This is a genomic window from Pseudomonas sp. D47 (genome assembly GCF_045447305.1).
Taxonomy (GTDB): Bacteria; Pseudomonadota; Gammaproteobacteria; order Pseudomonadales; family Pseudomonadaceae; genus Aquipseudomonas.
On sequence record NZ_JBJGXU010000035.1, the window covers coordinates 22014 to 35417 of the forward strand.

The 13404-nt window shown below is 58.5% G+C and carries 14 protein-coding genes; 4 read left to right on the plus strand and 10 right to left on the minus strand.

All coding sequences use genetic code 11. From position 1 onward, the window contains the following. Positions 1-11: 11 nt before the first annotated feature. The 6 genes from ruvC to ACI77I_RS20925 form a co-directional block, all read right to left on the minus strand. Positions 12-536 (minus strand): crossover junction endodeoxyribonuclease RuvC, encoded by a 525-nt coding sequence (gene ruvC / locus ACI77I_RS20900; RefSeq protein WP_024077147.1) that lies wholly within the window; start codon positions 534-536, stop codon positions 12-14. Between the two features lie 171 nt (positions 537-707). Next, positions 708-1454, minus strand: a complete 747-nt coding sequence (locus ACI77I_RS20905) for a YebC/PmpR family DNA-binding transcriptional regulator (protein ID WP_094952496.1) — start codon at positions 1452-1454, stop codon at positions 708-710. A 150-nt stretch (positions 1455-1604) separates the two neighbouring features. Next, a complete protein-coding gene (aspS, locus tag ACI77I_RS20910; protein ID WP_094952497.1) occupies positions 1605-3380 on the minus strand; it encodes an aspartate--tRNA ligase in 1776 nt (591 codons plus the stop codon). A gap of 107 nt (positions 3381-3487) precedes the next feature. After that, positions 3488-3709, minus strand: a complete 222-nt coding sequence (locus ACI77I_RS20915; protein WP_003193872.1) for an FmdB family zinc ribbon protein — start codon at positions 3707-3709, stop codon at positions 3488-3490. 167 nt (positions 3710-3876) lie between these two features. Then, positions 3877-4218 carry a ribbon-helix-helix domain-containing protein gene (locus ACI77I_RS20920; protein ID WP_094952498.1) on the minus strand — a complete coding sequence of 114 codons (342 nt, stop codon included), beginning with the start codon at positions 4216-4218 and terminating at the stop codon, positions 3877-3879. A gap of 180 nt (positions 4219-4398) precedes the next feature. After that, complete coding sequence (locus tag ACI77I_RS20925; RefSeq protein ID WP_003193874.1) at positions 4399-4872, minus strand: Dps family protein; 474 nt, start codon at positions 4870-4872, stop codon at positions 4399-4401. Between the two features lie 429 nt (positions 4873-5301). Between ACI77I_RS20925 and ACI77I_RS20930 the strand changes: the two genes are divergently transcribed. Continuing rightward, complete coding sequence (locus ACI77I_RS20930; protein ID WP_083356990.1) at positions 5302-5904, plus strand: cold-shock protein; 603 nt, start codon at positions 5302-5304, stop codon at positions 5902-5904. Positions 5905-5974: 70 nt separating this feature from the next. Here the strand turns inward: ACI77I_RS20930 and ACI77I_RS20935 are convergent, their stop codons facing one another. After that, entirely contained in the window at positions 5975-6181 is a 207-nt protein-coding gene (locus tag ACI77I_RS20935; protein WP_094952499.1) for a SlyX family protein, read from the minus strand. A gap of 3 nt (positions 6182-6184) precedes the next feature. Then, positions 6185-6610, minus strand: a complete 426-nt coding sequence (locus ACI77I_RS20940; protein WP_094952500.1) for an HIT domain-containing protein — start codon at positions 6608-6610, stop codon at positions 6185-6187. Between the two features lie 742 nt (positions 6611-7352). On the opposite strand from ACI77I_RS20940, the gene ACI77I_RS20945 reads away from it, so the two are divergent. Beyond that, a complete protein-coding gene (locus ACI77I_RS20945; RefSeq protein ID WP_263273906.1) occupies positions 7353-8624 on the plus strand; it encodes an OprD family porin in 1272 nt (423 codons plus the stop codon). A 189-nt stretch (positions 8625-8813) separates the two neighbouring features. Here ACI77I_RS20945 and ACI77I_RS20950 read toward each other — a convergent pair whose 3' ends face one another. Beyond that, positions 8814-9656: a mechanosensitive ion channel family protein gene (locus ACI77I_RS20950; protein WP_094952428.1), complete on the minus strand. Its 843-nt coding sequence runs from the start codon at positions 9654-9656 to the stop codon at positions 8814-8816. 136 nt (positions 9657-9792) lie between these two features. Further along, a complete protein-coding gene (locus ACI77I_RS20955; RefSeq protein WP_053135814.1) occupies positions 9793-10278 on the minus strand; it encodes a YajQ family cyclic di-GMP-binding protein in 486 nt (161 codons plus the stop codon). A gap of 123 nt (positions 10279-10401) precedes the next feature. Here ACI77I_RS20955 and ACI77I_RS20960 point away from each other — a divergent pair, with 123 nt between their 5' ends. Next, complete coding sequence (locus ACI77I_RS20960) at positions 10402-11319, plus strand: putative 2-dehydropantoate 2-reductase (protein WP_263273907.1); 918 nt, start codon at positions 10402-10404, stop codon at positions 11317-11319. Positions 11320-11365: 46 nt separating this feature from the next. Continuing rightward, entirely contained in the window at positions 11366-13402 is a 2037-nt protein-coding gene (locus ACI77I_RS20965) for a sensor histidine kinase (protein ID WP_406998299.1), read from the plus strand. Positions 13403-13404 lie beyond the last annotated feature (2 nt).

Here is a 13404-nt window from a genome sequence, read left to right on the forward strand (position 1 = left end):
CGCTGATGCTATCAGAGACGCAGCCGCCCGCCACGACTGCGTGCAGTGCCCAGGCCATGCGGCAGCAAGCTTGAGCGGGTGTGCGCATGGCAAATGGCAATGGCCAGGGCGTCGGAGGCGTCGATCTGCGGTTTTGAGGTGAGCTTGAGCATGTGCATAACCATCATCTGCACCTGCTCCTTATTCGCCGCACCGGTGCCGACCACAGCCTGCTTGACCTGGGTCGCGGTGTATTCGGCGATTTCCATACCCTCCTCCGCGCCGGCGACGATGGCGGCGCCACGCGCCTGGCCGAGTTTCAGCGCGGAGTCGGCGTTTTTGGCCATGAACACTTTTTCGATGCCCATGGTCACCGGGCCGTAGGTCTGGATCACTTCACGCACGCCGCGATAGACGATCTGCAGGCGCTCGGCCAACTCGCCCGCGCCGGTGCGGATGCAGCCCGAGGCGACGTAAACGCAGCCGCGCGGGGTATGTTGCACCACGCCAAAACCGGTGATGCGCGAACCGGGGTCGATACCTAGGATTAAAGTCATAACGCCTGCGGAGTAGGGAAAACACAATTCTTGCGGCCAACATCAATCAACTGTGGGAGCTGGCTTGCCTGCGATGCAGACACCTCGGTGCTTCTGTCAAACCGAGGTGACGCTATCGCAGGCAAGCCAACACCCACCCAAACCAGCTAACACACTGGAGCGGCGCGCCCCTTAAGAGAGCTGTTCGGCCACTTCTTCTGGAATGTCGGCATTCGAATAAACGTTCTGCACATCATCCAGGTCTTCAAGCATATCGAGCATCTTTAGCACTTTCTGCGCACCGTCCAGGTCCAGCTCGGCACTGGTGGTCGGCAGCATCACGATTTCCGCGTCAGTGCCTTTGAAACCGGCGGCTTCCAGGGCATTACGCACCGCGTAGAAACCTGCGAACGAGGTGAATACGTCGATGGAACCGTCTTCGTTGGTCACCACGTCGTCGGCATCTGCCTCCATTGCGGCTTCGATCAGCGCATCTTCATCCACGCCGGGTGCGAAGGAGATCTGCCCCTTGCGCTCGAACAGGTAAGCCACCGAACCGTCGGTGCCCAGGTTACCGCCGCATTTGCTGAACGCATGGCGCACGGCTGCGGCAGTACGGTTGCGGTTGTCGGTCATGCACTCGACCATCACCGCCACGCCGCCCGGGCCGTAGCCTTCGTAGCTCAGCTCGACCATGTCGTCGGTGTCGGCCGCGCCGGCACCACGGGCCACAGCGCGGTCGATGATGTCGCGGCTCATGTTCGCGCCCAACGCCTTGTCCAGCGCCAGGCGCAGACGTGGGTTGGAGCCCGGGTCACCGCCGCCCTGGCGGGCAGCGACGGTCAGTTCGCGAATCCACTTGGTGAAGATCTTGCCTTTCTTGGCATCCTGTCGCTCTTTGCGGTGCTTGATGTTCGCCCACTTGGAATGGCCAGCCATAACACAACTCCGAAATTCTCTAGAAACCTTAACAATCCCGCCCCAGGCAGGACTTCTCTCTTAAAAGCACAACCCTTGTAACGCAAAGGCGCATCCGAAGATGCGCCTTTTTAGACTGCGTAAACCTCAGTGCGCTTTCACGCAGCAGCCTTACTCAGCCTTCGGCGTCTCGCGCAGACGGATGTGCAGCTCGCGCAGCGCCTTGGCATCAACCACGCCCGGCGCCTGGGTCATTACGTCCGCAGCACTCTGGGTTTTCGGGAAGGCGATCACTTCACGGATCGACTGGGCGCCGGTCATCAGCATCACCAGACGGTCCAGGCCGAATGCCAGGCCACCATGCGGCGGTGCGCCGTACTTCAGGGCGTCGAGCAGGAAGCCGAACTTCTCTTCCTGTTCCGCTTCGTTGATGCCCAACAGGCGGAACACCGCTTGTTGCATCTCTTTGCGGTGGATACGGATCGAACCGCCACCCAGCTCGGTGCCGTTGAGCACCATGTCGTAGGCACGCGACAGCGCGCCTGCCGGGTTGGCTTCCAACGCTTCAGGCGAGCACTTCGGCGCAGTGAACGGGTGGTGCAAGGCGCTGAAGCTGCCGTCGTCGTTCTCTTCGAACATCGGGAAGTCGACGACCCACATCGGGGCCCACTTGCAGGTCAGCAGGTCCAGGTCGTGGCCCAGCTTGATCCGCAGCGCGCCCAGGGCTTCGCTGACGATCTTGGCTTTGTCAGCGCCGAAGAACACGATGTCGCCGTCGACCGCACCGACGCGATCGAGGATCGCGTTCAGGTTGTCCAGCGGGATGTTTTTCACGATTGGGGACTGCAGGCCATCAACGCCGTTCGCACGCTCGTTGACCTTGATGTACGCCAGGCCCTTGGCACCGTAGATGCCGACGAACTTGGTGTAGTCGTCGATCTGCTTGCGCGGCATGCTCGCGCCGCCAGGCACGCGCAGGGCGGCGATGCGGCATTTAGGGTCATTGGCCGGGCCGCTGAACACCTTGAAATCGACTTCTTTGAGCTGGTCGGCCACGTCCACCAGTTCCAGCGGGTTACGCAGGTCTGGTTTGTCGGAACCGTAGCGGCGCATGGCTTCTTCGAAGGTCATGTGCGGGAATTCGCCGAATTCCAGATCCAGCACTTCCTTGAACAGGTTGCGGATCATTTGTTCGGTCAGGCCCATGATCTCTTTTTCATCGAGGAAGCTGGTCTCGATGTCGATCTGGGTGAATTCAGGCTGGCGGTCGGCGCGCAGGTCTTCGTCGCGGAAGCACTTGGCGATCTGGTAGTAACGGTCGAAGCCGGCCACCATCAGCAGTTGCTTGAACAGCTGCGGCGATTGCGGCAAGGCGAAGAAGGAACCGGCGTGGGTACGGCTCGGCACCAGGTAGTCACGCGCGCCTTCCGGGGTGGCCCGGGTGAGGATTGGCGTTTCGACGTCGAGGAAGCCGTTTTCGTCGAGGAAGCGGCGGATGCTGGTGGTCATGCGCGAACGCAGACGCAGCTTCTCGGCCATTTCCGGGCGACGCAGGTCCAGGAAGCGGTAGCGCAGGCGAGTTTCTTCGCCCACATCAGAATATTCGTTGAGCGGGAACGGCGGGGTTTCCGACTCGTTCAGCACTTCCAGCTCGTAACCCAGCACTTCGATGGCGCCGGAAGCCATGTTCGCGTTCACGGCACCGGCCGGACGCAGGCGAACCTTGCCAGTGATTTTCACGACGTATTCGCTGCGCACGCGGTCGGCGGCGGCGAAGCTTTCAGCGCGGTCCGGGTCGAACACCACCTGGGCCAGACCATCACGATCACGGATATCGAGGAAAATCACCCCGCCGTGGTCGCGGCGACGGTGAACCCATCCGCAAAGGGTGATTTCCTGACCTTCCAGGGTCTCGTTCAGTTGGCCGCAATAGTGGCTGCGCATCATGGTAGTGGTTTCACTTCTCGTAATTCGAAATTCGGTGGAGGCTCGCCTCGTCACCGTACAGTTAAGCAGGGGACGGATAATGCAGGAGCCTGCGCGTAGAGTTCAACTCAGTCTGCTTTGTCGCCGCCTGCCAGGTTCTTCTTGGCGCCGGTCTTGAAGTCGGTCTCGTACCAGCCGCTGCCACTCAGGCGGAAGCCCGGCATGGACAACATCTTCTTCAGCTCAGGCGCCTGGCAGGCAGGGCAATCGACCAGCGGCGCTGCGCTGATCTTCTGAATGGCTTCCAACTGATGACCACAGGAAGCACATTGATAGTCGTACATGGGCATGGAGATGTCTCGGCGATCAGATCTAACTGCGCCACGCCGGCCCTGTGGGCAAGCCCGGGATGCGTAGCAAAGCGCGGGATTATATCTGGTAAATCGACACAGCGCAGCCGGCTTTCTACCCCAGGGCCGGCCCGCCATGACGCAAGGCCGGCTCCGCAACCGCCGGATTAATCGGCGCTCGTCGGGGTAGTGCGAGCTTTTAATACGTGAACCACGCACACCACCCTGACCAGCCCGCTGAAGTTCTTCACTCCCCCATAACGCAAATGCACTTCCCGATCGACATAAGACAGCAACGCACTGACTGAGCAGGCATTGATCCTGGCTATCTCCGTGAGGATATTCCAATAGATCTGTTCGAGCCGCAGACAGGTGGAAAACCCGTTGAGCCTGACCGACCGGGACAATGGCTTGGCCAGTCCCATATCGAACCCTTTTGCAAAGGGGTCGACCTTTATCTTATGAAAACCACAGGTTTCCATCACTCCATTACCCACTCCGCGTGACATACACCTGACACTCCATTGCCAAACAGCAGCCCATGGGTTTCTCCCATCGGACAGTGGGTCTATAAAACAGCAGGAAGCGCGGGGCAGCCAGAAGACGGGGATCTGATAGTCGTAGGACAACGCCAGGAAGTGCAGCGAAACAAGTGAGCGGCGCCAGGACGGCGCCGCTCAGGCGCGGGTTTACTGGTTTTCGAGCAGAGAACGCAGCATCCACGCGGTTTTTTCATGAACTTGCATACGCTGGGTCAGCAGATCGGCAGTCGGTTCATCACTGACCTTATCCAGCAAGGGGAAGATGCCACGTGCGGTGCGCGTCACCGCTTCCTGGCCCGCCACCAACTGCTTGATCATCTCTTCAGCGCTGGGCACACCTTCTTCTTCTTTGATCGAAGAAAGGCGGGCATAGATCGAATAGGCGCCCGGCGCCGGGAAACCCAGGGCGCGGATACGCTCGGCAATGGAGTCCACCGCCAGCGCCAGTTCGTTGTACTGCTCTTCAAACATCAAGTGCAGCGTACGAAACATGGGGCCCGTGACGTTCCAATGGAAGTTGTGGGTCTTCAAATACAGTACATAGGTATCGGACAGCAGCCGCGAAAGCCCATCAACGATGGATTTACGATCTTCTTCACTGATACCAATATCGATTGCCATGTTTTTCCCCTTCAATTGACGAGCATTCATTGATCAGGTGCAGGACCACTCTAGCAAGAGTGCCGACTCTGTGCAGCCCGACACACAGCTGGCATGCGGCAAATCGCCCCTCTGCGGCTCGCCTGACGGCGGCGCGCAAGCCTTTTCACAGAGTAGGAAAATTCTCAAAAATGCCGCAAAAAAAGCCCGCACCTATCTAGGACAAGCGTTTGACGCAGAAATGCCATGGCGCTCGCAACGCCCCGAAATGCTTGATTTGAGTAGGCACAGCCTTTGCTGTTAAATAGGCGCTGTGTGGTTGGCCGTTTATTTCTGCGGCACGCCACATAGGCTGATACCCGCGCACGTGCCCAACGCCTCCCATTGTTCAGAAGCGAACCGTGCCAGTCAGCTCTTCCTTGTGATCCTTCTAAACGTGAGTTAATCAAAATGTTGAAAATCGTCCACCTGCTAACGGGCGTTGCAGCGTTGCTGCTGTCCTTTATACCGAGCTTGCAACAGGGAAGCCCTCCCTACCTGGAACAACACGACGCTCTGTACCTGGCCTTGTTCGGCCTTCTTAACCTGACGCTGGCACCGGTGATCCCTTACTGGAACAAAGGCACGCGTCATCAACTGCAAAACCTGGTCAGCGCGCTGCTGGTACTGACCGTTGTCGTTCAAACCCTCACCCTCCTCGCACCGATGCCTGAAGTCGGCGGCCACCCGGCCATCCTGCTCAGCCTGGTGATTGCTGTGGTCGCCATCGTTCTTCACCTGGCCATCAGCTTCTACCGTTCGTCCCCCGCCGCTGCGTCGCAAAACTACGACATGACCAACCGGGATACCGGGACCGTCAAGTGGTTCAACACTTCCAAAGGCTTCGGCTTTATTTCCCGCGATTCGGGCGACGATATCTTCGTCCATTTCCGGGCCATCCGCGGCGAAGGTCACCGCGTTCTGGTCGAAGGCCAGCGCGTAGAGTTCTCCGTCATGAACCGCGACAAGGGCCTGCAGGCCGAAGACGTGATCGCGGCATTGCCGCGTCGCTGATTCCCACCCTCGGCGCAATAAAAAACCGCGATCCAGCTCTGCTGGGTCGCGGTTTTTTTATGCCGTGCACTTAATAATGCGGCGGCGGCGCTTCTTCTTCGGAGGATTCGAACTGGCCGCCCATTTCCTCCTGACGCTTGAGCAGCGCCATCATCTGCAATTGCAGGCGCTCCACCGCCCGCTGCTGAGCGACGAGGATGGCATTTAGGGTGTCAATGGTGTCGTCCTGGAAGGACAGGCGCATTTCCAGGTCGTTGACGCGGTCTTGCAGGTCCATGGCTCAGTCCTGGGTAAAGATGAAGTGGGCTGGCAATAACCCGCGCAGTCGGGCGCGAATCGCCGCCACTTGCTCTTCGGTATACGGCTGGGCCGGATGTTTGCCCCAGACCGGTGCGGGCCAGGCGGCATCATCGCGTTTGCGCACAATCACGTGCACATGCAACTGGCTGACGACATTCCCCAGCGCGCCAATGTTCATCTTGTCGGCAGCCAGGCCCTCATTGAGCAGTTGTGCCAAGGCCGTCGTTTCTTGCCACAGCATCTGTTGATCTGCGACATCCAGCTGAAACACTTCACTGATACCGTCTATGCGCGGTACCAGGATGAACCAAGGGTAATTCGCGTCATTGGACAGCAGCAGGCGGCAGAGCGGGAAGTCTCCAATAGCCAGTGTGTCTTGTTGCAGGCGTTGGTCTAAGGCGAACACGCGGGCACTCCGTTCGGGCAAGTCAGTTTCAGGCGCCCAGCATACCTTTGAATGCTCAAGGCTTCACGGCGAATACGGGGAGCTTTGAAGCGGCCCGATAAAAAAACACACCCGTTCGAGGCAGTCGGATATTTGAGCTACGCTAGATCGGGCCCGGGCGGAATGCACCAAAATGACCCACTTGTGCCTCAAAGGGATCCGCCAATTACCCACTATGAGGGTCAACCGGTAACGTTTTGCACAGGCACAGGATTTGTGTACCACCCCGCCTCGGTAAAACGTGAGCGCCAGGCCCAAACCAAACGACGCAAAAAGCCCGTGCTTATGAGGTTTTTACACTGCCGTAACGTTTTTCACGAAAAAATGACATTCGGTTACCGCTTTGTGCACGCTTGTTGCATTCACACCCGTATCGTCGGCAACGGCACCCGTTTGGACGCAGGTGTTTCGCGATAAAAAACAGTAGCGTTTGAGTGCCTATCAAGGATGAGTTCAAACTTCGAAAGGGGTCTGAAAGCAGCACTTAAGTTGTCAGCCTGTTTACATTCGGGCTGTGAATTTGCGACAGGGAACTAGCAATTTACGACAGCCTCGTAAAGAAGCTGAAAGGATAGATGACTAAGTATCGTCAATAGAGTCTGCGTGATATAACTTTGCGCCGACACAAAAAAGAAAGAGCCGCCCAGATAAAAATACAGGTGGGACGGCAGTACTCTTCCTAAAACCAAAGGAGCAAATCACGATGCGCGTGATGAAGTGGAGCATGATCGCCCTGGCTGTTTCAGCAGGCACCTCGCAGTACGCAATGGCGTCCGCCCAAGATGATTCCAAGGGCTTTGTTGAAGACAGCACTTTCAGCATCAACACTCGCCTCCTGAACTTCGGTCGCGACTTCCGTAACAATGACACTGGCAAGAGCCGCGTCAACGAAACCGGTCTGGGCTTCAACGGCCTGTTCCAGTCGGGTTACACCCAAGGCACCATCGGTGTCGGTGTAGACGTGATCGGCCTGCTGGGCGTGAAACTGGACAGCGGCAAGGGTCGTTCGGGCACCGGCCTGTTCCCGACCGGTGCAGACGGTCGCTCGCAAGACGACTACTCCAAAGGCGGCGGCGCCGTTAAGTTCCGCCTCTCCGACACCGTGCTGAAAGTCGGCGACCAATACACCACCGCACCGGTCTTTGCCTCCGATGACAGCCGCCTGCTGCCAGAGCTGCCGCAAGGTATCTCGATCACCAGCAACGAGATCAAGGGCCTGAAACTGGAAGGCGGTCACTTCACGTCGAGCGTTGCGCAGGCACAGACTTACCGTGACAGCCTGGGCCTGACCAAAACCGACTTCATCGGTGGTGTCTACGCCCTGACGCCGGAAGTCAGCGCCAGCCTCTACTACGCCAAGACTGAAGATTACTGGAAGAAAACCTACGCCAACCTGAACTGGACTCACGCCCTGAGCAACGAGCAGTCGCTGGCAGTAGACTTCAACATCTACAGCACCAAAAGCGACGGCGCTGGCCTGCAACGCGCAGAAAAAGACGGCAGCACCAAACTGGATAACCGTGCCTACAGCTTGCAAGGCGCGTACACCATCCAGGCTCACACCTTCACCCTGGCCTACCAAAAAGTCAGCGGCGACGGTGACTACGGCTACGGCGTAGACGGTGGCGGCACGATTTTCCTGGCCAACTCCATTGCCCGTTCCGACTTCAACGCTGAAGACGAGAAATCGTTCCAAGCTCGCTACGACCTGAATATGGCCACTTTCGGCGTGCCAGGCCTGAGTTTCATGACTCGTTACGTAACGGGTAGCGGCGCAAATACCGCCACTACGTCGAACGGCAAAGAGTGGGAACGTGACATCGAAGCCAAATACGTGATCCAGAGCGGCCCAGCCAAAGACCTGAGCCTGCGCGTTCGTCAAGCGACCTATCGTTCGTCTGACGGCGTTTACTACGGTTCGGCGTCTATCGACGAACTGCGTCTGATCGCGCAATACCCGCTGAACATCTTGTAATTGGCTGTTTGATTACAACGATGACTTAAGGCCTCGGCCTTAAATAAAAAGCCGCTCCCCTGTTTAAAAGGGAGCGGCTTTTTTATTGCAGTTTTATTTCAGCTTAAAATAACTAGCAAGCTAACTAACGAGATTAGCTGCCAGACTCGAACCTGACCTATCGGCCAAGTTCGAACCCTTGCCGCTTAGTTATTTGGCCGCTGGTTCCTGCATTACTCGAATAACCCGCTGTGGAAACGGAATATCAATCCCCGCCCCTTTCAAGCGATCACGCGCCAATTCATTAAGCATGAATACTACGTCCCAATAATCCGACGTCTTGGTCCAGCAGCGCAAAGACACGGTGATCGAACTGTCGCCCAAGGTCGACACCACAGCCACCGCCTCAGGATCTGTTAGCACGCGCGGGTCTTTCGCCAGTTCCAGCAGCACTTCACGGGCTTTCTGCAGGTCGGCTTCGTAGTCTACACCTACGTCAAACACCACCTTGCGGGTCGGCTGACGGTTGGTGTTGGTGATAATGCCGTTGGACAGGATGCCGTTCGGCACGATCACGGTTTTGTTGTCGCCGGTGCGCAGCACGGTGTGGAAGATCTGGATGCTGTCGACCGTACCCGAGGTGCCCTGGGCTTCGATCCAGTCACCAATGCGGAACGGGCGGAACAACAGAATCAGTACGCCACCGGCAAAGTTGGTCAGGCTGCCTTGCAGCGCCATGCCGATGGCAAAGCCTGCAGCTGCGATAGCCGCAACGAACGAAGTGGTTTCCACGCCAATCATCGAAGTCACGCTGATCACCAGCATGATCTTGAGCACGATGTTCACGATACTGGTAACAAAGCTCTGAAGCGCCAGGTCAGCGTTACGCATGGCCAACAGACGACCCATCTTGTGAGTCAGTTTGTTGATCAACCACCAGCCGATGGCCAGGGTGATAACGGCCAGCAATACCCGGCTGCCATATTCCATGATCATCGGGATCCATGACTGCGAGGTCTTGATCAGTTGATCCACTTCTGCGTTTAAATCCATGTAGCTTCTCCTATTTAGCGGATATGCGGCTTTATTGACTGCCTGAAAACGCAAATGAGCCCCGTGGGGCTCAAGTGTAGGCACAGACTCTGGGGCGTGGGACGTCAAAAACGCCTACAGGTTCCCCAAAGTGCCATCAGTCGCGGAAGTTATTGAACTGCAGCGGCATGTCGAAGGTCTTGGCGCGCAGGGCCGCGATCGCGTCCTGCAAATCATCACGCTTCTTGCCGGTAACGCGAACCTGCTCACCCTGGATGGCGGCCTGGACTTTCAGCTTGGCGTCCTTGATGTGCGCAACGATCTTCTTCGCCAACTCTTTGTCGATGCCTTCCTTGAGGACCGCTTCCTGCTTCATCAGCTTGCCGGAGGCGTAGGCATCCTTGATTTCAAGGCATTGCGCGTCGATCTTGCGCTTGACCAGCGACAGCTTGAGGATTTCGATCATCGCTTCCAGCTGGAAATCGGCTTCAGCGGTAAGGTTGACGGTCAGTTCCTTTTCCTTGAATTCGAAGCTGCCCTTGCCTTTCAAGTCATAGCGGCGGTCCAGTTCCTTGACGGCGTTCTCGACGGCGTTGGTGACTTCGTGTTTGTCCAGTTCGGATACCACGTCGAACGAAGGCATGTCATTTCTCCAATATAAGGGGCGGGCTCAGTAGAGATGGAGCGCGCCCGAGCTAAAATGCCGAGGCATTATAGCGGTTCTTTCGTCCCGTTCACTGTGAGCGACCCCACGGAGCATAAACTGATGTCGACCACCTGGCACATTCTCGGCGCCGGCAGCCTGGGCACACTCTGGGCCACCCGCCTGGCCCGCGCGGGCGTGCCCGTGAAACTGATCCTGCGCGATGCTGCGCGCCTGGCCAGCTACCAGGCAGGACCTGGGCTGACGCTGGTCGAACAGGGCGTAGAACACACCTACCCGGTGATCGGCGAAATGCCCGACAGCCCTGAGCCGATTCATCGCCTGCTAGTGGCGTGCAAAGCCTACGACGCCCAAGGCGCCATCGCACAGCTGCAACACCGGCTGGTGCCGGATGCCGAACTGATCCTGCTGCAAAATGGCCTCGGCAGCCAGGACGCGGTGGCCGCACAGCTTCCCCAGGCCCGCTGTATCTTTGCCTCCAGCACCGAAGGCGCATTCCGCGATGGCGATTGGCGCGTGGTGTTTGCCGGCCACGGCTACACCTGGCTGGGCGATGCAGGCCACCCTACTCCACCGTTATGGCTGGACGACCTGCACGCCGCCGGCATTCCCCACGCCTGGAGCACCGACATTCTTACGCGCCTGTGGCGCAAACTGGCCCTCAATTGCGCCATTAACCCACTGACCGTGCTGTACCAGTGCCGCAACGGTGGCCTGCAGGATCATCAGTGTGAAGTCGCCACCTTGTGCGCCGAATTAAGCGAGTTACTCGAATGTTGCGGCCAGCCGGCGGCGGCCGAGGATCTGCACAATGAAGTGGAACGGGTGATCCAGGCCACAGCGGCCAACTACTCGTCCATGTATCAGGACGTGGCGAACGCCCGACGCACCGAAATCAGCTACCTGCTGGGCTATGCCTGCTCGGCCGCCGCCCGTCACCAATTGGTCCTGCCGCACCTGCAACAACTGCAATCGCGGCTGATCGACCACTTACGTGCACGCGGATTGGCCAGCAACTGAGGCACGCGCTACCCTGCCTACCTGTCTATCACCTGGGAAAACCCTGATGCCACTGCGCCAGCGTCTTGAAAATCTACCGGTAGGGCAGAAACTGCTGGCCGCTCTGCTGGTGTTGTTGACCACCGTATTGCTGGTGGCCAACCTGACGTTTATCAGTGCCGCCTATTGGATTTCCCAGGAGAGCATGGCGCCCCAGGCGCTGCAGGCCATCGGGCGTCTGGTGTCCAACCCGTCACTTGCCGCTGAAGGCCTGGAATCCCCAGCCAAGGCCGAAGCCTTGCTCAATGAACTGACCAGCTATTCGCCGCTACGCGCCGCCGCGCTTTACGACGGCGAAGGCAACCGCCTGGCGCAGATGCAACACGGCAACCGTTTGCAGTTGCCGGAAAACTACCGGCATATCGAGGCCTGGCGCGTCACCGAGTTTCGCAGTAACCAGATCATCACCCTGCCCCGCACCGGCCAGCCTTCTGGGCACCTGCTGCTGGTGGCCACCAGTGAGCTGCCCGTGGCGTTCTATACCGGCACGCTGACCGCGAGCCTCGGCATCCTGATTTTCAGTGTGTTGCTCTGGCTGGTCATCGCCCGGCAGATCAAACGCCTGATCACCCGCCCGATCCACGAACTGGAAGAACTCTCGCGCCAGGTCACCCGCGAAGAAAACTATGCCCTGCGCGCCGGGCGCGGCAACCATGATGAAATCGGCAGCTTGGCCGAAGCGTTCAACACCATGTTGTCGCGCATCGAAGCCCGCGAGCAACAACTCAAGCGTGCGCGTGACGACTCCCAGGCCGCCTACGCTCAGGCTCAGGGCCTGGCCGAGGAAACACGCCACACCAACCGCAAGCTGGAACTGGAAGTCCAGGTACGCAGCAAGATCGAGAAAAAGCTCACTGGGTTTCAGAACTACCTGAACAGCATTATCGACTCGATGCCGTCGGCCCTGATCGCCCTGGACGAACAGCTCTACGTCACCCAGTGGAACCAGGAGGCCAGCGCGCTTTCCGGTACACGCCTGGATGAAGCGCTGAACCAGCCGATCTTCCTCGCCTTCCAACCGCTTAAGCCCTACCTGCCGCAAATCAAGGCCACGGTCGAGCGACACACGGTGGAACGCATTGAGCGCGTCACCTGGTTCAAGGACGATGAGGCCAAGCATTACGCCCTGACGTTCTACCCGTTGATGGGCGGCGCCGGGCGCGGCGTGGTGATCCGTATCGACGACATCACCCAGCGCCTGTCCCTGGAAGAAATGATGGTGCAGTCAGAAAAAATGCTCTCCGTCGGCGGCCTGGCGGCCGGCATGGCCCATGAGATCAATAACCCGTTGGGCGCGATCCTGCATAACGTGCAAAACATCCGCCGCCGCCTGTCCCCCGACCTGCCGAAGAACCTGGAACACGCCGAACAGGCGGGCATCGATCTCGATACGGTCAACCGCTACCTGCAAGGCCGCGAAGTCCCGCAACTGCTTGACGGCATCCAGCAAGCCGGCGCGCGGGCGGCGAAGATCGTCACCCATATGCTCAGTTTCAGCCGCCGCAGTAATCGCCAGATGGCGCCGTGCGATTTGCCGGCGCTGATCGACCAAGCGGTAGACATTGCCGGTAACGACTTCGACCTCACGGTCGGCTTCGACTTCAAGGGCCTGGCGATCATCCGCCAGTTCGACCCGCAACTGGGCCCAGTGCCCGGCACCGCCAACGAACTGGAACAGGTGCTGCTCAACTTGCTGAAAAACGCTGCCCAAGCCATTCACCTGCGTGAAGACGGCCGCGAGCCTGGACGCATTATTTTGCGCACACGCCTCAATGCACCGTGGGCGGAGATCCAAGTGGAAGACAACGGCATCGGCATGAGCGAAAACGTGCGCAAACGCACCTTCGAGCCGTTTTTCACCACCAAGGAGATCGGCCAAGGCACTGGGCTTGGGCTGTCGGTGTCGTATTTCATCATCACCAATAACCATAAAGGCCAGATGGAAGTGCACTCCACCCTCGGCCAAGGCACGTGCTTCACCCTGCGCCTGCCCCTGGCCGGCAGCCAAATACCATCCTTTGACCTGACTCAACTGGAGCAATGACC

What these genes read in the sequence shown, in the direction of transcription:
- ruvC (WP_024077147.1), bottom strand. Translation starts at nt 536, where the DNA reads ATGACTTTAATCCTAGGTATCGACCCCGGTTCGCGCATCACCGGTTTT.
- ACI77I_RS20905 (WP_094952496.1), bottom strand. Translation starts at nt 1,454, where the DNA reads ATGGCTGGCCATTCCAAGTGGGCGAACATCAAGCACCGCAAAGAGCGA.
- aspS (WP_094952497.1), bottom strand. Translation starts at nt 3,380, where the DNA reads ATGATGCGCAGCCACTATTGCGGCCAACTGAACGAGACCCTGGAAGGT.
- ACI77I_RS20915 (WP_003193872.1), bottom strand. Translation starts at nt 3,709, where the DNA reads ATGCCCATGTACGACTATCAATGTGCTTCCTGTGGTCATCAGTTGGAA.
- ACI77I_RS20920 (WP_094952498.1), bottom strand. Translation starts at nt 4,218, where the DNA reads ATGTCACGCGGAGTGGGTAATGGAGTGATGGAAACCTGTGGTTTTCAT.
- ACI77I_RS20925 (WP_003193874.1), bottom strand. Translation starts at nt 4,872, where the DNA reads ATGGCAATCGATATTGGTATCAGTGAAGAAGATCGTAAATCCATCGTT.
- ACI77I_RS20930 (WP_083356990.1), top strand. Translation starts at nt 5,302, where the DNA reads ATGTTGAAAATCGTCCACCTGCTAACGGGCGTTGCAGCGTTGCTGCTG.
- ACI77I_RS20935 (WP_094952499.1), bottom strand. Translation starts at nt 6,181, where the DNA reads ATGGACCTGCAAGACCGCGTCAACGACCTGGAAATGCGCCTGTCCTTC.
- ACI77I_RS20945 (WP_263273906.1), top strand. Translation starts at nt 7,353, where the DNA reads ATGCGCGTGATGAAGTGGAGCATGATCGCCCTGGCTGTTTCAGCAGGC.
- ACI77I_RS20950 (WP_094952428.1), bottom strand. Translation starts at nt 9,656, where the DNA reads ATGGATTTAAACGCAGAAGTGGATCAACTGATCAAGACCTCGCAGTCA.
- ACI77I_RS20955 (WP_053135814.1), bottom strand. Translation starts at nt 10,278, where the DNA reads ATGCCTTCGTTCGACGTGGTATCCGAACTGGACAAACACGAAGTCACC.
- ACI77I_RS20960 (WP_263273907.1), top strand. Translation starts at nt 10,402, where the DNA reads ATGTCGACCACCTGGCACATTCTCGGCGCCGGCAGCCTGGGCACACTC.
- ACI77I_RS20965 (WP_406998299.1), top strand. Translation starts at nt 11,366, where the DNA reads ATGCCACTGCGCCAGCGTCTTGAAAATCTACCGGTAGGGCAGAAACTG.